Origin of the sequence: Parahoeflea alexandrii (genome assembly GCF_024105735.1) — a bacterium.
Taxonomy (GTDB): domain Bacteria; phylum Pseudomonadota; class Alphaproteobacteria; order Rhizobiales; family Rhizobiaceae; genus Hoeflea; species Hoeflea alexandrii.
Genome location: NZ_JAAAML010000001.1, coordinates 1202927 through 1223624 on the forward strand (window position 1 = coordinate 1202927; position 20698 = coordinate 1223624).

At 60.1% G+C, this 20698-nt stretch carries 18 protein-coding genes; 14 read left to right on the forward strand and 4 right to left on the reverse strand.

The window, feature by feature from the left end; all coding sequences use genetic code 11:
- The first annotated feature begins 80 nt into the window (after positions 1 to 80).
- From GTW23_RS05490 to gndA, 6 genes are all read left to right on the forward strand, one after another.
- Entirely contained in the window at positions 81 to 1187 is a 1107-nt protein-coding gene (locus GTW23_RS05490; protein ID WP_252914936.1) for a dimethylsulfoniopropionate demethylase, read from the forward strand.
- Between the two features lie 71 nt (positions 1188 to 1258).
- Complete coding sequence (ccoG, locus tag GTW23_RS05495) at positions 1259 to 2842, forward strand: cytochrome c oxidase accessory protein CcoG (RefSeq protein ID WP_152008150.1); 1584 nt, start codon at positions 1259 to 1261, stop codon at positions 2840 to 2842.
- Positions 2839 to 3351 carry a FixH family protein gene (locus GTW23_RS05500; protein ID WP_252914937.1) on the forward strand — a complete coding sequence of 171 codons (513 nt, stop codon included), beginning with the start codon at positions 2839 to 2841 and terminating at the stop codon, positions 3349 to 3351. The genes ccoG and GTW23_RS05500 overlap by 4 nt, the downstream gene beginning before the upstream one ends.
- Entirely contained in the window at positions 3348 to 5666 is a 2319-nt protein-coding gene (locus GTW23_RS05505; protein WP_152008151.1) for a cation-translocating P-type ATPase, read from the forward strand. The genes GTW23_RS05500 and GTW23_RS05505 overlap by 4 nt, the downstream gene beginning before the upstream one ends.
- A complete protein-coding gene (gene ccoS, locus GTW23_RS05510; RefSeq protein WP_152008152.1) occupies positions 5663 to 5821 on the forward strand; it encodes a cbb3-type cytochrome oxidase assembly protein CcoS in 159 nt (52 codons plus the stop codon). The genes GTW23_RS05505 and ccoS overlap by 4 nt, the downstream gene beginning before the upstream one ends.
- Before the next feature lie 246 nt (positions 5822 to 6067).
- Positions 6068 to 7486 (forward strand): NADP-dependent phosphogluconate dehydrogenase, encoded by a 1419-nt coding sequence (gene gndA / locus GTW23_RS05515; RefSeq protein WP_152008153.1) that lies wholly within the window; start codon positions 6068 to 6070, stop codon positions 7484 to 7486.
- A gap of 167 nt (positions 7487 to 7653) precedes the next feature.
- Here gndA and GTW23_RS05520 read toward each other — a convergent pair whose 3' ends face one another.
- Both GTW23_RS05520 and GTW23_RS05525 read right to left on the reverse strand, forming a co-directional pair.
- Positions 7654 to 9258, reverse strand: a complete 1605-nt coding sequence (locus GTW23_RS05520; RefSeq protein WP_252914938.1) for a TadE/TadG family type IV pilus assembly protein — start codon at positions 9256 to 9258, stop codon at positions 7654 to 7656.
- A 397-nt stretch (positions 9259 to 9655) separates the two neighbouring features.
- On the reverse strand, positions 9656 to 10132 hold the full coding sequence (locus GTW23_RS05525; protein ID WP_152008155.1) for a MarR family winged helix-turn-helix transcriptional regulator: 477 nt from the start codon (positions 10130 to 10132) through the stop codon (positions 9656 to 9658).
- Positions 10133 to 10308: 176 nt separating this feature from the next.
- On the opposite strand from GTW23_RS05525, the gene GTW23_RS05530 reads away from it, so the two are divergent.
- On the forward strand, positions 10309 to 10995 hold the full coding sequence (locus GTW23_RS05530; protein ID WP_252914939.1) for a D-lyxose/D-mannose family sugar isomerase: 687 nt from the start codon (positions 10309 to 10311) through the stop codon (positions 10993 to 10995).
- A 136-nt stretch (positions 10996 to 11131) separates the two neighbouring features.
- On the opposite strand, the gene GTW23_RS05535 is transcribed toward GTW23_RS05530, so the two are convergent.
- Both GTW23_RS05535 and GTW23_RS05540 read right to left on the reverse strand, forming a co-directional pair.
- On the reverse strand, positions 11132 to 11365 hold the full coding sequence (locus GTW23_RS05535) for a LuxR C-terminal-related transcriptional regulator (RefSeq protein ID WP_152008157.1): 234 nt from the start codon (positions 11363 to 11365) through the stop codon (positions 11132 to 11134).
- 231 nt (positions 11366 to 11596) lie between these two features.
- Entirely contained in the window at positions 11597 to 12625 is a 1029-nt protein-coding gene (locus tag GTW23_RS05540) for an AraC family transcriptional regulator (protein ID WP_152008158.1), read from the reverse strand.
- Between the two features lie 117 nt (positions 12626 to 12742).
- Between GTW23_RS05540 and GTW23_RS05545 the strand changes: the two genes are divergently transcribed.
- From GTW23_RS05545 to GTW23_RS05575, 7 genes are all read left to right on the forward strand, one after another.
- Entirely contained in the window at positions 12743 to 13213 is a 471-nt protein-coding gene (locus tag GTW23_RS05545; RefSeq protein ID WP_252914940.1) for a PAS domain-containing protein, read from the forward strand.
- 163 nt (positions 13214 to 13376) lie between these two features.
- Complete coding sequence (locus GTW23_RS05550) at positions 13377 to 14591, forward strand: acyl-CoA dehydrogenase (RefSeq protein ID WP_290128864.1); 1215 nt, start codon at positions 13377 to 13379, stop codon at positions 14589 to 14591.
- 283 nt (positions 14592 to 14874) lie between these two features.
- Complete coding sequence (locus GTW23_RS05555) at positions 14875 to 15801, forward strand: HD-GYP domain-containing protein (protein WP_267661720.1); 927 nt, start codon at positions 14875 to 14877, stop codon at positions 15799 to 15801.
- Positions 15802 to 16071: 270 nt separating this feature from the next.
- Complete coding sequence (locus tag GTW23_RS05560; RefSeq protein WP_252914944.1) at positions 16072 to 17424, forward strand: methyl-accepting chemotaxis protein; 1353 nt, start codon at positions 16072 to 16074, stop codon at positions 17422 to 17424.
- A 122-nt stretch (positions 17425 to 17546) separates the two neighbouring features.
- Entirely contained in the window at positions 17547 to 18881 is a 1335-nt protein-coding gene (locus tag GTW23_RS05565) for a PhnD/SsuA/transferrin family substrate-binding protein (protein ID WP_252914946.1), read from the forward strand.
- 115 nt (positions 18882 to 18996) lie between these two features.
- Positions 18997 to 19461 (forward strand): DsrE family protein, encoded by a 465-nt coding sequence (locus GTW23_RS05570; RefSeq protein WP_152008163.1) that lies wholly within the window; start codon positions 18997 to 18999, stop codon positions 19459 to 19461.
- A gap of 74 nt (positions 19462 to 19535) precedes the next feature.
- Positions 19536 to 20690: an HNH endonuclease gene (locus GTW23_RS05575; protein WP_252914947.1), complete on the forward strand. Its 1155-nt coding sequence runs from the start codon at positions 19536 to 19538 to the stop codon at positions 20688 to 20690.
- The last annotated feature ends 8 nt before the right edge of the window (positions 20691 to 20698 follow it).

Here is a 20698-nt window from a genome sequence, read left to right on the forward strand (position 1 = left end):
GGCGCGCCTTCGATGAAACGTCGCATCTAGTCTGCCGGAACACCCCGTTTCAGGGTGTGTTTTGCTGGGGGAGACTTGCAATGCCACCGTTCCTGTCGATTTCGCGCCGTACCCGGCGCACACCGTTCACTGACCGCGTCACCGCCGCGGGCGTGTCGGCCTACACCATCTACAATCACATGCTGTTGCCCACCGTGTTCCGGTCGGTGACGGAGGATTACCGGCATCTCAAGACCGCGGTGCAGGTCTGGGACGTGGCCTGCGAGCGGCAGGTGGAAGTGCGCGGTCCCCAGGCGGCTGAACTGGTGCAGATGCTGACCCCGCGCGATCTCTCGGACATGATCATCGGCCAGTGCCTTTATACACCGATGGTGGATGAGACCGGCGGCATGCTCAACGACCCGGTAACCGTCAAGCTTGACGAGGACCGCTACTGGGTGTCGATCGCCGACAGCGATCTTCTGTTCTGGGTCAAGGCGCTGGCGCACGGGTTCAGGCTCGCCGTCGACGTGTTCGAACCGGATGTCTCGCCGCTTGCGATCCAGGGCCCGCAGGCCGACGAGCTGGCTTCCCGGGTGTTCGGCGACGCGGTGCGGTCGATCCGCTTCTTCCGCTACAAGCGGCTGTCCTTCAACGGCGCAGAGCTGGTGGTGGCGCGCTCGGGCTACTCCAAGCAGGGCGGCTTCGAGATCTATGTCGAGGGAGCCCAGCACGCAGAGCCGCTGTGGGATGCGCTGTTCGAGGCGGGCAGGGATCTCGACGTGAGGGCCGGATGTCCCAATCTGATCGAACGGATCGAAGCGGGGATGCTGTCCTACGGCAATGACATGACCCGCGCCAATACGCCGCATGAATGCGGGCTGGGGCGGTTTTGCGACACGCGCTCGGCCATCGGCTGCGTCGGGCGCGATGCATTGCTGCGGGTCGCAAAGGAAGGTCCGCTCAAGCAGATCCGCTATCTCGAGATCGAGGGAGATGCGGTCCCGCCATGCACGGAACCATGGCTTGTCAGGGCCGGAGACGAGGTTGTCGGCCAGATAACATCGGCTGCCTTGTCGCCGGATTTCGGGACAAATGTGGCGATTGGAATGATTGGCCGCGACTTCTGGGAAGAGGGGACACTGCTTGATGTCATGGCTCCCGATGGCGGTCGCAGGGCACGGGTGCGGGCAGGCAGCTGGCTGTGACGGATTGATCTTGATCAAGGCATATGGGAGGTCGCGGATGCATGGTGCGCTCCAAACCAACGGTGCCCGATATGAACACGCAGACTCCCGTAGACCCTTCAGCAGATCCCGATGAAATCGAACGGCTAGAGGCCGAGGCGGTCAATGCCGCCTGGAAACGCAAGCCGCTCTATGAGGCCCGCAAGAAGATCTTCCCGAAGCGGGCGGAGGGCACCTATCGCCGCTTCAAGTGGCTTATCATGCTGGTGACGCTGGGCATCTACTACATCACGCCGTGGCTCAGGTGGGATCGCGGGCCGTTCGCACCCGACCAGGCGGTGTTGCTCGACCTCGCCAACCGGCGGTTCTACTTCTTCTTCATCGAGATATGGCCCCAGGAGTTCTTCTTCGTCGCGGGCCTGCTGGTGATGGCCGGGTTCGGGCTGTTCCTGATCACCTCGGCCGTCGGCCGCGCCTGGTGCGGCTACACCTGTCCGCAGACCGTCTGGGTCGATCTGTTCCTGGTGGTCGAGCGGGCGATCGAGGGCGACCGCAATCAGCGCATGAAACTTGACAGTGCGCCCTGGAGTGCCTCGAAACTCGGCAAACGCGTGCTCAAGCACGCGGTCTGGATCTTCATCGGGGTCGCCACCGGTGGCGCCTGGATCTTCTATTTTGCCGATGCGCCGACGCTGCTGATGAACTTCCTGACCGGCAATGCCGCGCCGGTTGCCTATATCACCGTGGCGATCCTGACGGCGACGACCTACACGTTCGGCGGGCTGATGCGCGAGCAGGTCTGCATCTACATGTGCCCCTGGCCGCGCATCCAGGCGGCGATGCTCGACGAGAATTCGCTGGTGGTGACCTACAATGACTGGCGCGGCGAACCGCGCGGTCGCCACGCCAAGAAGGCGGCGTCCCAGGGGCTGGTCCAGGGGGATTGCGTCGATTGCAATGCCTGCGTGGCGGTATGTCCGATGGGAATCGACATCCGTGACGGCCAGCAGCTTGAATGCATCACCTGTGCGCTGTGCATCGATGCCTGCGACAACATCATGGACAAGCTCGACCGGCCACGCGGCCTGATCTCCTACGCGACGCTTTCGGATTACGCCGACAACATGGCGCTGGCGCAGGATCCGGAGACCGGGGCGCTGGATCCGACCCGTGTGCGGACCGCCGATGGCGGTTTCGTCGATGCGGTGAAGCATTTCAACTGGCGTATCGTCTTCCGGCCGCGGTCGCTCCTGTACATGGGCGTCTGGTCGCTGGTCGGAATTGGTCTCCTGGTGGCGCTGTTGTCGCGCGACCGGCTCGAGGTCAATGTGCTGCATGACCGAAACCCGCAATATGTGCTGGAATCCAGCGGCGACATCCGCAACGGCTATTCGGTCAAGATCCTCAACATGATCCCGGAACCACGCGTCATTTTCCTGTCGATCGAGGGGCTCCCCGGTGCGACCATGAGGATCCCCGGAATCGATCAGCCTGCGGGGGTTACCTTCGCAATCCCGGTGGAGCCAGACCGGATTCGTGAACTCAGGGTCAATGTGCTGCAGCCGAAGGATTTCGTCGCTCCCGAAACCGCGACATTCCGCTTCATCGCCGAAGACAAGTCGAGTTTCGAACGTGACGCCTATACTGCCAACTTCCATGGCCCGGAGACGAAATGATGCAGATGATCCGCGCAATCTTCCAGCCCACCGAGTTCACCGGCAAGCACATGCTTGGCGCCATGGTGGCTTTCTTCGGGGTGATCATCACCGTCAACATGATCATGGCCCGGTTCGCAGTCACCACCTGGAGCGGACTGGTGGTTCCGAACACATATGTCGCCAGCCAGCAATTCAATGGCAAGGCTGCCGAATCGCGGGCGATTGCGGCTCTCGGCTACAAGATCGTGCTGGGTTCGAACGCCGACGGGCTTTCGATCAGGCTGACAGACCCTGATGGCGCGGCAGCCGTTGCCGACAGCCTGGTCGCCGAATTGCGGCGGCCGGTCGGAACCCACCAGGACAGGCAAATGCAGTTGATCCGTGGTTCCGACGGCGTTTACCGGGGCGCGGGCGAACTGGCGGAAGGCGAATGGATCGCCACGGTCACCGCCACAAGCGGCGGCCAGACCATCTACAAGCGCGGACACCGGTTTCACGTCAGGGCGGACGGGAGCCTGAGGCCGTGAGTTGTTGCGCAGCGGGCACCGAAAGCGCTGCGGAACTTGAGGCGCTGAAGTCCGAAGCACCGTCGCCGGAGGAATTGTGGCTTTCGAGCCGCAAGCTGGACGAGGGGTTGCGGCAGGTGGACCTGATCGTGCCCGGCGTGCATTGCGGCGCCTGTATTGCGCTTCTTGAGCGCGAGCTTCCGAGGGTTCCGGGCGTGGACCATGCCCGGGTCAATCTCTCCACCCGGCGCGTCTCGGTGGTGTTCGAAGACCGCAAGGAACCGGAGCCGCTGCTGGCTGCGCTCGGCGAGAAGTTCAATGCCCTGGGCTACCCGGCACATCTGCCGGGCGGTATCGACGAGAAGGGCGATCCTGCGTTCCGCGAACTGCTGAAAGCCCTTGCGGTGGCTGGCTTTGCCTCGATGAATGTGATGCTGCTGTCGGTCTCGGTCTGGTCCGGGGCTGAGGCTGCGACGCGTGACCTGTTTCACTGGATTTCGGCGCTGATTGCTGCGCCCGCGCTGATCTATTCGGGCCGGATCTTCTTCGTCTCGGCCTGGGGTGCGCTCCGGCATGGCCGCGCCAACATGGATGTGCCGATCTCGCTTGGCGTGATCCTGGCCTATGCAATCTCCCTGCACGAGACGATCACCCATGGTGCGCATGCCTATTTCGATGCGTCGGTGACGCTTCTGTTCTTCCTGCTGGCCGGGCGCACGCTTGACCACATGATGCGCGAGAAGGCCCGCTCGGCGGTGCGCAACCTGGTGCGGCTGTCTCCGCGCGGGGCGATGCTGATCAAGGATGATGGCAGCCGTGAGTATCTGGCAATCGACGAGATCGAACCGGGAATGCGGCTGGCGATCGCGCCGGGCGACCGGATCCCGGTGGACGGGCGGGTCGTTTCGGGCCGCTCCGACATGGACTTTGCCGTCGTCAACGGCGAGAGCGCACCGCAACTTGTCGAGGCCGGATCACTGACGCCGGCGGGCACGCTCAACCTGACCGGCCCGCTGGTGCTGGAGGCAACGCGCAGCGCGCAGAACTCGTTCCTGGCCGAAATGGTTTCGATGATGGAGGCTGCGGAGAGCGGCCGCGCCGGCTATAGGCGCATCGCCGACCGCGCCTCGGCCATATACGCGCCGGTGGTGCATCTCCTGGCGCTCGGCACCTTCATCGGCTGGATGGTGGTTTCGGGCGACTGGCGCATGGCGATGATGACGGCCGTTGCCGTGTTGATCATTACCTGTCCTTGCGCGCTCGGTCTTGCGGTTCCCGTCGTCCAGGTCATTGCCGCGGGACGCCTGTTCGAGAACGGCATCATGGTCAAGGACGGCTCGGCGATGGAGCGCATGGCGCAGACCGACCATGTCGTGTTCGACAAGACCGGAACGCTGACCCAGGGCAAGCCGCGGCTGATCAATTCCGATGCGGTGGCGGCTGATCATCTCGCCATTGCCGCGCGGATCGCGCGGGCATCACGGCATCCGCTGAGCCGTGCGCTTGCAGCGTTTGATACCGCCGTAGCCGATCTTCCGGACTTCGACATCGTCGAGATTCCCGGCGACGGGGTGGAGGCCAGGCTGGCCGACGGGACGGTCTACCGGCTGGGCCGCGGGGCGTTCGCGCTCGAAGGTCAGGGGGAGAGCTACGAGCGGGCCGCTGATGCGAGCCAGGTGATCCTGTCGCGCAACGGACAGTTCCTTGATGTGTTTCTGTTTTCCGATCAGTTGCGCCGGGGTGCCGCACAGGCCGTGGCGCGGCTCTTGGAACTCGGCGTTCAGGCCGAAATTCTTTCCGGAGACCGCGAGGCGCCGGTCAGGGGACTTGCGGCGGAACTCGGCGTTACCGAGTACATGGCGGGAGTGCGTCCGCGCGGCAAGGTCGACCGGGTCCAGTCGCTGTCCGCAGCCGGCGGCAAGCCGCTGATGGTCGGCGATGGTCTCAATGACGCGCCCGCATTGTCGGCAGCGCACGTGTCGATGGCGCCGGCGAGTGCCGCCGATGTCGGGCGGATGGCCGCGGATTTCGTCTTCCTGCATGATTCGCTTGAGGCCGTGCCTCTGGCAATCGCGGTCTCGCGCAAGGCCGGCACGCTGATCCGGCAGAATTTCGCGCTGGCGATCATCTACAATTGCATCGCGGTGCCGGCGGCGGTTCTGGGACATGCCACGCCGCTGATTGCAGCCCTGGCGATGTCGTCCTCCTCGGTGCTGGTGGTGCTGAATTCGCTGAGGTTGCGGCGCAAGACCCGGATCGAGAGCTTTGCCCGCCCGGCGGTCGACCAGGCCTCCGATGTCGCGGTTCCGGGTGCCGGTTTGGGGGCATCGGCATGAGCAACCTGATCTACCTGATCCCGATTGCCCTGTTTCTGGGCGCTCTGGGCCTGGGCGCATTCCTCTGGTCGATGAAAAGCGGGCAGTATGAAGATCTCGACGGCGCCGCCTGGCGGGTGCTTGACGATGGTGACGACAAGCCAAAGTCGGACTGACCTTCCATCCCTATTCCGGGGCCTGATCCCGTACCGTGCAGCAAAACTGTGGTAACCGGCCCTGACAGGGTTCTTGATGCTTGCCGCCCGGCGCGGTGTGGGTCACAGTCAGGCTTGGCTATACCTGTGTCCGGCGCTGCAACCGGCGTTGATAAGATATTGTAAAGTCAGCATGTTTATGTGCAGCCGATCCCCCGAGTTCGCTCAGGTCAGGTACCGGCTGCAGCAATCCGGGAGAGGCTTTGCATGGCTGCAGCGGAAATTGGTGTGATCGGTCTGGGCGTGATGGGCGCCAATCTGGCGCTTAACATTGCCGACAACGGCTATCATGTGGCCGTCTTCAACCGGACGGCCGCGCGAACGGAAGAATTCGCGGCCGCCGCCGGCAGTCTTGGCGACCGGGTGACAGCCTGTGCGACGCTCGAGGACTTCGTTGCCGCCATCCGCCCGCCGCGGCCGGTCATCATCATGGTCAAGGCGGGAGAGCCGGTCGATCAGCAGATTGCGGCGCTCAAGCCGCTGCTTGAAGCCAATGACATTATCATTGATGCCGGAAACGCCAATTTCCGCGACACCATGCGCCGCTTTACCGATCTCGATGGCTCGGGCCTGACCTTCATCGGCATGGGCGTGTCGGGCGGCGAGGAAGGCGCGCGCCACGGGCCTTCGATCATGGTCGGCGGTGCCGAAGAAGCCTGGAACCGGGTCGAGCCTGTTCTCACCGCGATCTCGGCCAAGTACCAGGGCGAACCCTGTGCCGCCTGGCTTGGCGAGAACGGGGCCGGGCATTTCGTCAAGACCATCCACAACGGCATCGAGTATGCCGACATGCAGATGATCGCCGAGGTCTATGGCGTGATGCGCGATCATCTTTCCATGGATGCCGAGACGATTGCGGCGGTGTTTTCGGCATGGTCGACCGGGCCGCTCGATTCCTACCTGATCGATATCACCGCGGACGTGCTGATGGTCCACGATGCGGCCACGGGGCGTCCGATCGTCGATGTGATTGTCGATGCGGCGGGCCAGAAAGGCACCGGTCGGTGGTCGGTCATCGAAAGCCAGATGATGGGGGTTCCGGCGACCGCGATCGAAGCGGCAGTGGCGGCGCGCAGCCTGTCAGCCATGCGGGCCGAGAGAGCCAAGGCGCACAAGCGTTTCGGGGTTCCCGGGCAGCAGAACCGGCGCGAGGGACAGCTTGTTGTCGATGATCTGGAAAAGGCGCTGCTGGCGGGCAAGGTTGCCGCCTATGCCCAGGGGTTTGCGGTGATGGCGGCGGCTTCGAGGGAGTTCGGCTGGAACCTGCCGATGGCCACCATCGCCCGTATCTGGCGGGCGGGCTGCATCATCAGGTCCCGGTTTCTCGACGAGATCGCCACGGCCTTCACCGAAACACCCGATGTCGAGAACCTGGTGCTGAGCCCGGCCTTCTCCAGCATGCTGGTGGAGACCGATCCATATCTGAGGCGGATTGTCGCCGAGGCCGCGCTCAACGGTCTGCCGGTTCCCGCACTTGCCGGCGCGCTCGGCTATTTCGATACCTACCGGCGCGAGCGCGGCACCGCCAACCTGATCCAGGCGCAGCGCGACTTCTTCGGCGCGCATGGGTTTGAACGGCTGGATGCGGATGGCGAGCATCATGGTCCGTGGGGTGGGCAGGGGTGATGCAGGCCGGGTGAGCCCCGGTTTGGAAGGCCGGCTGGTATCTCTATTGAAATCGGTTGAAGGGGTGGTTCCGGCCCTTTGCGGACCTTCCGATCGTCCACATCAAGACATCGCTTGGTCCAGCGCGGAGCCTCCAGATGTTATGCCGCAAGTGTTCTTGATATTCATCAGTTGCTAATCCGTACACCCGATACCGATTGTCCGATCGCTGAGAAAGCCTGCTTAAGGGCCACGACATCCTTGGCCATGAAGAAGTTGTCTTTACGGCTTGCGCAATTTGAAAAAAGATTGACCACACCGGATGCGGTCGTCTTGTAGACAACTGTGTAGACTTCGACACCGAGCTTTTTGATGTCTACACACATTTTTGCCGTCGACGCGTCCAAATAGTCCTCGGCTTTTGACTGCGTGTTGGCGGAGTTAATTCGACCATCATTCAGAAAGCCATATGAGCCGTAGTCCGATTTGTTGATGGTGCTTGACGCGCCAAATGAGACATTTGCACCATCAGTCATGACAACCAGAATTTTAGTAGCGGCATCTGGATCAAATGGTGCAGCTTGAGTGTAAGGAGCCGCTGGCGAGAGAACACGCCAACCCCATGCCAAGCCTTCCGCAATGTTGGTTCCTGAACCATTCCAGAACTGCATTGCATCGATGCCATCGCGGACTTTTGAAATGTCACTTGTCAAAGGAACGATCGGGGTCGGACAAGCGCGATTGGGACCCAATGTAAGGGGGCCATCATCGTCATTGTGATTGCTGATAACAGGCTTCTGGGTCTTGTACTTTTTGATTGATCTCTGAATCTCTTCATCGCTACCTGACGCGTCATCATCGAGCCAGGAGTTGTTGAATCCCGAGCCGCTGTTCCCACCTTTCGAAAAACGGTTCCCCGGCTCATCAGGTGCGAAATAGGGCACAAATAGGGTGTCAGGATTGCTGGAATCAGGCGGGGTGAGATCAGTGTTGTAAGGTGCGGGACGAGCTTCAACACATCCCTTCCATGTTGCTCCCGACCATTTAAAGAGATTGGAATGGTGCGGATAAGATCCATTGCCAAAATCCGCATTGCTATTTCCCGATGATTTCCTCGTAGACCGTTGGGTGTCCGTCAAGAATGTCCAGCCGTTGTATAGAGAGTCCCCATCTTCGTCGATCCAGCTCGTGTCGTAGCCTTCACCCTTCACGTTGACGGATGTCACGAATGGTATGAGACCAACCTTCAAACTCTGCTGGGATGTATTGATCCCGCCGAGCGCATCTACCAGAGCATGTGATGCTTGCTTCAGGGCTGAGATGCCGCCTGACCCCATGGAACCGGTGTTATCCAGCGCGATTGCGATTTCGATGCTGCGCGTTGAAAAAGTTGTCGATGCAACAACTGAGACCTTGTTCGGTATGAATTTGCCCAAGAAAGCAAGAGGAACACTCGCTGTCGCGCGGGCATCGGTTTGAATGTAGTTCACGCCAACCGTCTGTTCCAAGCGCTGATCGACCAGGGTGATATTGGTGTTTGATGCCAACTGTGCGGTTAGAAACTGGCCAAACACCGCCGAGCGATTTTCATCTGTAACGTCTTTCCTTGATACCGCCACAACTGCAGCGTCGACCGAGTTCTGCAGTTCGGACCTTGCGCTCGCCAAATTGACGTAGTCGACAGCGAAACCAGCAGAGACGAACAGCACTGGGAGCAAAGCTGCTGAGAACAAGCCGAAGTTTCCCTGCTTGCATTTGCCGAACTGTGAAAGCAGTTTTTTTGAGACACACATTCGAACGCTCCTGACGCCAGACGCCATGTTCGGACCAAAGCCTGATTGCGAGGACAAATAAGCAGTTGGCGTAAAGCGAACCTTAAAGACTTGTCTTTCGGAGCGCTCAATAGAGCCGTTTCGGTAGGACTGGTTAAGAACAAGTAATGGCTTAATGGCGGAAACGTACTGAAGAATTCTCGGTTATGAGTTCGACTGCAAAAGGTATCACATCGCCCTCATCACTCTCGCCCAAAGATGCCGATGCCTTCCTTCTTGGAAATGCACTGAGTTTTTCATTCGTGGTGAGTGGCTGCGGTGCGCTTCGTCATCCGAGGTGTGAAAGTCCGTGCCGGGTAATGTGCCAGTGGATTTTCGCATCTGCAGCGAACGTCCGCTCCCCGCCCAAAAACTCTGCTCACGCCTCCCCAATCCTCGTTTCGATGGCGCTGATGCCGGCCTCGAGCTGACCGGCGCCGGTTTCTCCGAGCGTGTCGATCAACCGGGCTTCGTAGGTCCGGGCAAGAACGACCAGATCCCGGTAACGGCTGCGGCCTTCGCGGGTGAGTTCGATATGCTCGATCCGGCGATCGGTCTGATCGATCTCCCGGGTGATCCAGTTACGGTCTTCCAGTGCCCGGATGGCGCGGCTGACTTTGGTCTTGTGCATGGAGGAATGCGCCCCGATCTCGGTGGCGGTGATCCGCTTGAATTGTCCGATCGTGGCCAGCGTCCGCCATTCGGGCCGGGTCAGCCCGTGCCGCTCGCGGTAGAGCGTGGCAAACTGACGGCTGATGATCTCGGCCGCGCGGGCAAGCCGGTAGGGAAGAAATCCTTCGAGCGCCAGCGCGTCGGTGTCGGGCTTTTCCGTGGGTGATCTTTGAGCCAGGGTCATCGTCGTGTGTCGTTCCTGCCATGGTTGCTACTGCAACTGTTATGTGGCTTCAACTGTTCTGCGGACCTCACATAGCGTGAAACTTGCCCTGGTGCAATTGCCATGCCGGGACCGGGCTTCTAAATCAGGCTTTACCCAATCGGCCAGCAGGCCGGCTCAGGCCGCGAGGAGGTGTGATGGAGCGTAGCCAGATCAACGAAATCCTGGAGGAAAGCGATCGGTTCATCCGCTCCTTCGGTTACGTCATGCCGCCCTTTGCCTATTGGGATCCGGAGCAGATGCGCAGGCGCACGGCATCGGATGCGGCCAGCATCCGCGACAACCGGCTGGGCTGGGATATCACCGATTACGGCCAGGGAAGGTTTGATGAGCTGGGCTTGTTCCTGTTCACCGTCCGCAACGGCTCGGCTGCAGACCTGGCCGCGGGCAGGGGCATGCTCTATGCCGAAAAGATCATGATCTCGCGCAAGGATCAGCTGTCGCCGATGCACCGGCACAACATCAAGGCCGAGGACATCATCAACCGCGGCGGTGGCAAGCTGGTGCTGGAGTTGTTCGCGGCCGCAGAGGATGGCTCGATCGATGATGCAGCCAGGGTTTCGGTGCCGACTGACGGTGTGATGCGCACGCTTCCCGCCGGTGGATTGCTCAAACTCGATCCGGGCGAGAGCGTCACGCTGATGCCGGGTGTCTGGCACGCGTTCTGGGGGGAGGGCGACGATGTGCTGATCGGAGAGGTCTCGACCGTCAATGATGACTTGACCGACAATGTCTTCCGCGAACCCATCGGCAGGTTTTCAACGATCATCGAGGATGAGCGACCGCGGCATCTGCTGGTGTCGGATTACGACAGCTGGCTTTAGCCGTTGAGGGCGATTGTGCCGGAGAGGTCGACATCAGCCGGAGCCCCGCATGGCTCCGGCTGATGTCCGGGGAAACCGCGCCGCAGATCCTTGATCCGCCCCCGGGGCAAGGACTGGCTGCGGTTTTCCGTGTCGGTCAGCAGTCGATCTGGTCGACCAGGCCCAGTCGGCCCGCCTTGGCCAGACCGGCCAACCGGTTGGGCACGCGCAGCTTCAGCATGACGACATTGAGCACGGAGGCGACTTCGCCCGCCGTCAGTTCCAGTTCCAGACCGATCTGAAGATCAGTCTTGCCCATGGCGCACTTGCGAAGGCATTCCAATTCTGTACGGGTAAAGGGTAACAACCCCCGATCCTTGCCGAGATCCACGTTCAAAGTCCTTTTGTCAGGAATGTCTGACGTTGCTGCAGCCGATCCTCAGAACACGTCAGGGCGTCGAGCCCGACGTGAAGTGTTCAGCGCAACAATTGCAGATTAGGTGGCGCTTATGCGCTTCCCCGGCCGGAAACACATTCACCGGTCGCGCCAAAATGCTGCTGTTGAGATAAACTTTAACTACCTGCCATTTAAACCGTTTGAATGTGATCTCTCGGTCCGACTTCAGCTCTTGGCGTGGTTCTTCTGGCGGAATTCGCTCGGTGTCATCGCGTACCAGCGGATGGCGGATCGCGTGAAGGCGGCTGGCGCCGAGAAGCCCAGCTTGTAGCCGATGCTGGACAGTGTCAGCTTGGTCTCCAGCAACAACCGTGTTGCCATTTCCCTGCGGCAGTCATCAATGATGGCCTGCATGCTTGTTCCCGCTTCGTTGAGCCGTCGCTGCAGCGTGCGGGAACTCATGCCGAGCCGCTCGGCTTCGCTGGCCAGCGTCGGTGTGTTGTGTTCCAGGTTCTCGGCCACATGCAGCCTGACGGCGGCAACCGGATCGGTCGCATCTGTCCGGCGCAATTCGATGGCATCCATCTGTTGAGACATCATCCCAAACAGTTGCGGATCGGCATTCGGATTGGCCCGATTGAGGAGTTCCGCGGGAATGACGAGTGCGTTGACAGGCGCCCTGAAATTGATCTTTCGGGTCAGCAACTGTTTGTGGTAATTGACGTTTTTTGGCCTGTCCCGCTCGAGTTCCAGTTGCATCTGTTGCACGTCGTCACCAAGGAAGGCGCGGAAGTGATTGAAGGTCTGTGCGGTACTCATATCGACATACTGGTCGCGATGCAGGATCAGTGGTGAGTAAGTCCATTCAAAATGTGCGGTTCTCGGGCCAATTTCCAAAGTACAGATGGCCGTTTCGCTTACCTTTTGAAGGTTGCGGCCCATGAAAACCAGGCAATCGCGCAGGGTGGGCGCATTCATCATCGCATAGCCGAAGGGCCCCGTTGATCCCTTCACGAACATCGCCGCCGATTTGAGCCCGAACAACTCGTCACCGGAGATCAGCGCAAGTGCCTCCATGTAGCGGCACACCCGGTCGAGGCTGACGCGCTGGTTGATGATTCCAAACCGTTCCGGGTCGAGTCCGCAGGCTCTGGCGATCGGGTCTGAATCAATGCCGATGCTTGCTGCATGCCGGTTGATGCCGGAGGCGATTCCGGCGGCGACTTCAAACTGGTCTGCCAGAGTTGGCTTCATGAAATGGCGTCCAAGGTGAAGACATCGGCGTATCAAGTAAACGCTGAACCGGCGACCTTGTCGAGATCAAAGCTATTGTGTCGCCATCGAGTGCCTTGAAAAGAGTGCATTACTGCAATGAACAACCATAATCCCGACACAGCTTTGCACCTATCGTCAAAAGTGCATCCCAGGATCCGGGCCTTTCATGCTCTTTGGCTCGCAAAAGCCGGGCAGGGGCTGCCTCTCTCGTCCGATTTCGACGTGACCGCGCTGAGCGGGGAATATCCTTTGCTTGCGCGGATTGGTGTCGATGGGGATGAGTCGCTTGTCTGGCGTGAGGTTGCCGCTGGCCAGCGCTGGCCTTTCGGACCGCCGGTCACCGGAAGACCGGTGCAGGAAGCTGTTCCGCCGCTGAGCATCAGGCGGGTGATGAGTTCCTTCAGGCAAACATTGTCGGCTGGAATCCCGGATTATTTCGAAACGACATCGTGGATGCACGGTGGACGCACCGTCTCGCTGGCAAGGCTGGTCGCGCCGCTGGCGGCCGGGGCCGGTCGAGAGTTGATCGCCTTCTGGGAGGTGATGGAGCCTCCGGCTGTGCTGTGACCAACTGTCGCCTCCTGCCCGCAGCCGCGGGAAACGGCTTTCCGAAATTTATTTTAAGCCTATAGTATCTCGGGTATTCCGTGTTAAAGAAGACGCAGAGGCTGTAACATGCCCTTGAACAGGGGCGGAACGCTGCCCTTCTGGATCAAATTGGAGTCTTGCAATGTCCGTTTCTCCCGCCGTATCGATCAAATCCGCGAAATCGTCCTTTCAATGGGAGGATCCGTTTCTGATCACTGATCAGCTCACCGAGGAGGAACGGATGATCGCCGACGCGGCGCGGGCGTTCGCTGCCGACAAGCTGATGCCACGGGTGACGGATGCGTATCTCAACGAGGTGACCGACCGCGAGATCTTCTCGGAAATGGGGGAGGCGGGTCTGCTCGGCGTCACGGTTCCCGAACAGTATGGCGGGGCAGAGGCCGGCTATGTTTCCTACGGCCTGGTGGCGCGTGAAGTCGAACGAATCGATTCCGGTTATCGCTCGATGATGAGCGTGCAGTCGTCCTTGGTGATGTACCCGATCCAGGCTTACGGCAGCGAAGAGCAGCGGATGAAATACCTGCCTAAACTCGCCAGCGGCGAGTGGGTCGGCTGCTTCGGCCTGACCGAACCGGATGCGGGGTCCGATCCGGGCGGCATGAAGACCCGCGCCAAAAAGGTCGATGGCGGCTATGTGCTCAATGGTTCGAAGATGTGGATCTCGAATGCGCCGATTGCCGATGTGTTCGTGGTCTGGGCCAAGTCGGAAGCCCATGGCGGCGAGATCCGCGGCTTCGTGCTGGAAAAGGGCATGAAGGGGCTGTCGGCGCCGAAGATCGGCGGCAAGCTCTCGCTTCGCGCCTCGATCACTGGCGAGATCGTCATGGACAATGTAGAAGTTGGTGAAGACGCGCTGCTGCCGAACGTGTCGGGCCTGAAGGGACCTTTCGGCTGTCTCAACCGGGCCCGCTACGGCATCTCCTGGGGTGCGATGGGTGCGGCGGAAGACTGCTGGCACCGGGCGCGGCAGTATGGTCTCGACCGGCACCAGTTCAACAAGCCGCTGGCCGGCACGCAGCTCTATCAGAAGAAGCTCGCCGACATGCAGACCGAAATCGCGCTCGGGCTTCAGGGCTCGCTTCGCGTCGGTCGGCTGATGGACGAGGGCCGCTTCGCGCCGGAAATGATCTCGATCGTCAAGCGCAACAATTGCGGCAAGGCGCTCGACATCGCCCGGATGGCGCGCGACATGCACGGCGGCAACGGCATCCAGGCCGAGTACCACGTCATGCGCCACGCGCAGAATCTGGAAACCGTCAACACCTACGAGGGCACGCATGATGTTCATGCGCTGATCCTCGGACGGGCGCAAACCGGCATTCAGGCGTTTTTCTGAGCGCTTCGGCTTGGTGAAATCTGACAGGGCGGACCCTCGGGTCCGCCTTTTTTGTTGGCTGTAGCGCAAGATGCAGTTTCAGCGTGGAAAAGGCCGCTGCGAGATGATCTCGCGGCGTTTTGTACCATTCTGCAGGCGTGAGTCTCGCCTCAGGCAGCCAGCAAGCTGAAATCCGACAAAATCCACCTAAAAAGAACATGCTAAAATTCACGCTTCCGCAATACCTGCTGACATATGCATAATACGGCATGCAAGAATGCATCCGGTTTGTTCAGGTCACCAAATGCTCACACGCATTCCAAAGACTGAAGTCAGAAGAGGCATGTATGTTGAAGCCGTGGAGTGTCCGGTCGTGTCCTTCGGCAGACGCCGCTTCATTCTTGACTCCGACGATGAACTGGCGGAAATCCTGAAAAGTCCCGCAGATTATGTTCTCATCAATACGGCTCGCGGAGCTGTTGGCAGCGCCCTGGCGAAAGGGGCAGCCACCGAGCAAATGCGCCCGCCTCTTTCGCCAGAGCAGGCACGCAGCGAGGCCGCGGCCACGGTGGCGCGCTCGACAAAGATTCTCAAGGCCGAACTCATCGGTCTGGTTACCGGCGATCCCTTCGACCTGGCAAGCATCAAGCCGGTGGTGGAAGAAATCACCCAGGCGGATGATCAGACGTCGTCGTTCTTCTTCGAGGTCACCCGGCTCAAGCACAAGGACGAAACCACATTCCAGCATTCGCTGGCGGTGAGCATCCTGATGGGAAAACTCGGCGATGCGCTGGATCTTGATTTTGAAACCGTTGAACTGCTGATCGTTGCCGGTTTGCTGCACGATATCGGCAAGCTGACGATTGCGACGGGGATCCTGCAGAAGCAGGGCTCGTTGACTGTGTCCGAGCGCGCCACAATCAAAAGCCACCCGAGGCGTGGCCACCGGATCCTCAAGTCCCATTCCGCTATCCCCGAAGAGGTGCTGGAAATCTGCCTGCACCATCATGAATCGCTTGACGGCCGCGGTTATCCATCGCGGCTGGCCGGGGCCGATATCAACCAACTGGTGCGGATTTGCACCGTCTGCGATGTCTTCGATGCGCTGACCTCGATCCGGCCCTACAAGCAGGGCTGGAGTGCAGGCAAGGCGCTTGGGTGGATGTTCGAGCGCAACAATCAGTTCGACCGCAAGTTGGTGCTCCGTCTTGGTGCCATCATCAAGTCCTGAGGCTTGGCGGTGAGCTTCGAAAGTCTTCGTCCCGCGACACGAATGCCGGTTTGCTTGTGCGGGCATGGGCTTTTTGATGACCGCGAAATCAACGCCTGTTGCTGCTGCTGCGACGGCGGGAGCACATAGGCTGCGTGGCGGTGTCGAGCTCGTCAAAAAACTCGTTCTGACCGCCGTTGCCGATAAGTTTTGGTTAACAAAGGCTAATTAAGAGTAGCGAGAACTTGGGTTGGAGAAAACCCACGCGTTTCTTGGTTTGAGGAGAATGAAGTGGGCCTTCCAGCAAGTGTCAGTGTTCAGGCGGATGTTTCGGAAACGGAAACCCTGCTCGAGTGTATCAAATCGGCCATCAATGACGATTTCACGCGTGAGCCGCAGGGGTCGGATGAACTGTCGCGGTCCGTTGCCGCGCTTATTCGCCGCTGCCGCGACCGGTCCTCGTCCGAGCTTGACGATGTCGTCAAGACCTCGATCAGTGTCAATGAGACCGCGGCGATGTCGGCCAAGCTGCTCTATGACCTGCGTCATATCGATGGCGAGGCACAAGGGATTGCTGCCGCTGCGGAAGAGATGGCTGCCACTGTGAACGAGGTGGCGCAGCATGGCGAGGAGATCAGGAACAATGTCCGGCGCGCCAATGAAGCCAGCAGCATCAGCGAAGAGGCTCTGAGCGAAACTGCCAAGAGCATGTCGACCATCAACCAGGCGCTGGTGGAAACCAGCGCCGGCATCGGCGTGGTCGAGGAACTGGGCACCAACATCTCGGCGATTGCCGCCGACATCCGCAAGATCGCCTCGCAGACCAACATTCTGGCGATCAACGCGGCTGTCGAGGCTGCCCGCGCTGGCGAGGCCGGTCGTGGCTTTGCGGTGATCGCCGCCGAGGTCAAGGCACTGTCCGACCGGACCGCGGTCGCAACACAGGAAATCGGTGAAATCGTCACTCGCCTGCACAGCGGACTGAGCGGCATGGTGAGCGCGATGGATACGAGCCGGGCCTCGGCACAGAATGGCGATGCGGCGCTTGCCAATCTTCGCACGGCGCTTTCAAAGGCATCTCAGGAACTCAGTGATGTGATTGCCAATGCGGACCACATCGCGGTGGCGCTGGAACAGCAAAAGGAAGCGTCGCAGAGCGTCGCCAGTGGAATCGGTACCGTTGCCATGAGTTCCAGCAATTCGCTGGAACAGCTGGAAAACCTGGTCGACTGCATGGATGACGCGCAGGCGGGTATCAACTCGCGGCTGCTCTATCTCGGCAAGGCGAATTTCCCCAACAAGATCGTCAAGCTGGCGCAATCGGACCATGTGATCTGGAAGCGGCGTCTGGCCAACATGATCATCGGGCGGGAGGGGCTCAAGGCGGACGAACTTGCCAATCACCACAATTGCCGGCTGGGCAAATGGTATGACGGGCTTCGCAACACCGTCATCGGCTCCAACTCTGATTTCATCGCGCTTGAGGCGCCGCACGCAGCTGTCCACCAGCATGGCATCGAAGCAGCACGGAAGTTCAACGCCGGCAATGTGAAAGGTGCCCTGGGCGAGATCGACATGGTCAACGTGGCTTCGGAAAAGGTGCTGGCCGGGCTGAAGAAACTCGAGCGAATCCCGATCGATTGATCGGGGCGAGCGCTGCGGTCGCTTTCCTTCGCGTCCTCGATCGGGTCGTGTCGCGGGTTTTTCCGGTGGATGGTATTCGTCAGATTGCATGTGTAGGATGATCTCCGGGAAGGAGACAGGCCTTGCATGGAGCGAGACTGACGGGCATTGCGCTGATTTTCGTATGCCAATTGCTGGCGGCCATCGGCAGCCGGGCGCAGGAGACCGCATCCGAGGTCGGTGCCTCCGGTGATGCGGTGGCGCGCATCGGCGTGCTGGCCTATCGCGGCAACAGGGCCGCAATTGCGGACTGGACACCGCTTTCGGCCTATCTCAGTGACAGTGTCGATGGCTGGAGGTTCGAGCTGCTGCCGGTGACCCTGTCATCTGTGGAGGGCGAGATCGAAGCCGGAAGACTGCATTTCCTGATCACCAATCCCGGTCATTATGTTGCGCTTTCCGCCCGGCATGATCTCAGTGCGATTGCCACAAGGGAGCGCTGGGCGGAACTCTCCGGTTCGCATTTGTCGCGGTTCGGAACCGCGATCATTGTTGCGAAAAACAGCGCGGTGGCCTCGCTCAACGATCTGAAGGGCAGGAAGGTGGCTGCGGTCAGTCCGGATGCGTTCGGCGGGTTCCAGATCGCCTGGAGCCAGATGCAGAAACAGGGGGTCGATGCGTTCCGCGATCTTGCTTCGCTGCGCTTCATGGGGTTTCCCCATGACGAGGTGATCGCCGCGGTGGCGCGGGGCGAGGTTGATGCCGGCATCATCCGTGCCGGGCTTCTGGAAATTCTCGCCGGCGACGGGCAGATCAAACTCGATGATTTCCGGGTTCTCAATCAGCAGGATCATCCCGGTTTTCCCTACAGGTCCAGCAGTCCGCTGTTTTCCGAATGGCCCTTCGCGGCGCTGCCGAAGGTTGACAAGAAACTGCGCGAGACGGTGTTGCTTGCATTGCTGCGAAGCCAGGAGACGGAGATCTCGGCCCGTTACGGATTGCGCGACCTGTGGTCGGCACCGCTTTCCTACGAGAACACGCGCAAGCTTGTTGGAAGCTACCAGGCAAGGGTAGCGCTTGCGACCGCCTCCAGTCCGGCTTCGCCGGTGCTTACGCCGGGGCTCCTGTTCGGCCTTGCGGCGCTTGCTGTCATGGGCGTGTCGGCGGCCCTGTTCCGTTCGCAGCGCCGGGTGGCGGCGCCCACCGCGGCAGCACATCAGCCTGAACCGCGCATGCCCGCGGAGTTTGAAGTCTACGAGGACCGGATGAAGCGGCTGACCCAGCGCGAACGCGAGATCCTGGAGCTGATCTGCAACGGCAAGCAGACCCGGGCGATTGCCGTTGCTCTGGGGATCAGTCCGAAAACCGTCGAGTTTCACCGGACCAATCTGCTGCACAAGACGGAAGCCGGAACCATGGCGCATCTGGTGCAGATCGCCACCCGCCTGGGCTACGACCAAGGGGTTTCCCTAGGCTGAGAACGCGCAAAACACGCAGTCCTTCCAGTTAAGTTCGATCCTTGCTGATGCGACACTGTGAAGCGCGACGTTGTTACCCAGCGACGCGCGTCACAGTCACATTCGGGAGGAACTCATGCGACTTTTCACGAGACTTTTCACCGCGGTCACGATCACACTCGGACTGGTGCTGGCCATTGCCGGCAATGCGAGCGCCAATGAGCGCTATGGCAAGCAGAAGGTTGTCTACCACATCAATTACAATGGCGGCGAGGACGACAAGGCCTACCGCGGCGCGCTCAGAAACATCCAGAACCACATCAACGCGGTCGGCGCGGAGAACATGGAAATCCGGGTGGTGCTGCACGGCAACGGCCTGGGCCTGCTATCGCATGCCAAGACCAATGAGGCTCTGCAGGGTCAGGTGCTGAGCCTGAAGGGCCAGAATGTGGCGATCAATGTCTGTAACAATACGCTCAAGGGCCGCAAGATCAGCTACCAGGACGATCTCTTCGACGTGTTCGAGGAAGACATCGTGCCAAGCGGCGTGGCCGAACTCTCGCATCTCCAGCAGATGGGCTACACCTACATCAAGCCTTGAAGTCGACTGGCCCGGTCCCGTGACGGGGCCGGGCCGTTTTGCCGCTGGCTTCTTCCAAGCTGCCCGGTGATTTCATGCACGCCGATTTCTCGAGGGCAAAACATTCGCCGGCGGTTTTTCGTGCTGGCCGCATCTGCTCTCCGAAGCGGCCAAGACCTGGCGCAGCGCAAGGGCGGCCTGCCTTGGGATTGGCTCTGGCCGCTTGGCTGCGCATGTTTCCGCACAGATGCGATCTGGGCATGCTCCGTGGCAGAGATGCCGCGAGCCAGCACCAAAAGCTTGTTATTCTGCAAATATTTGCCAAAGCTGCGGTGAGTGATCCTACGGCGAAGCTTGGGGCGATTCGAATGGTTGCGGCGGTTTTCTATCACAAGGCGGACAGTGCCTATGACGACCTGCCAGCACTCTATTACCATTTTCCCAGGCAATATCTTTCGAGGGTCGAGCAGGTTGTTGGGCGGTCTATCGTCTATTACGGCCCTTTGGGAAGCCAAGCGGGGCGTTTCTATTGGGCAACGGCACTCTTGACGGGTATCCGCCAGGATCCGTTGCGAGCGGACCATTATTACGCAGATCTTGATCACTACATCGATTTCGATCGGATGGTTGGGTATCGAGAAAACGGCGGCTTTGAGCGAAAACTGATCCTTGCAGATGGCAAGGTGAGCGGGGGGCGCGCGGTTCAGGCTGTTCGAGTGATCGGTGATGAAGAGTTTGATGCCATATTGACTGCAGGTTTGAGTGAACGGACACCCTGGCCCGAACGCTATGATGATGTCGAGCCTGGCATTGGATTTGACGACCAACCCCAAACGCCGCTTGTCCGCCCTTTCGTCGAGCAGTTGCTCAACCGACGTTTCCGGGATGTGAAATTCCGGCAGCACGTTCGGATTGCTTATGACCGGCGCTGTGCATTCACAGGCTTGAGGCTCATTAACGGAAAAGGCCGTCCAGAAGTTGAAGCAGCACACATCATGCCTGTTGAAAAGGACGGGCCAGATTCTGTGCAGAATGGTATCGCGCTGTCAGGAACGGTGCACTGGATGTTCGATCGTGGCCTGCTCTCGATGAGTGATGACTATACGATCTTGAGATCCCGGCATCTCAATCATGATGTTTCGCATCTTCTGAGGCCGGACATGAAAGCGCTGGTGCCAGAGGACCCGCGATTGCGACCACATCGGTACTATCTTGATTGGCACCGAACCAATTGTTTCAAGGCTGCTTGACTGTTCAG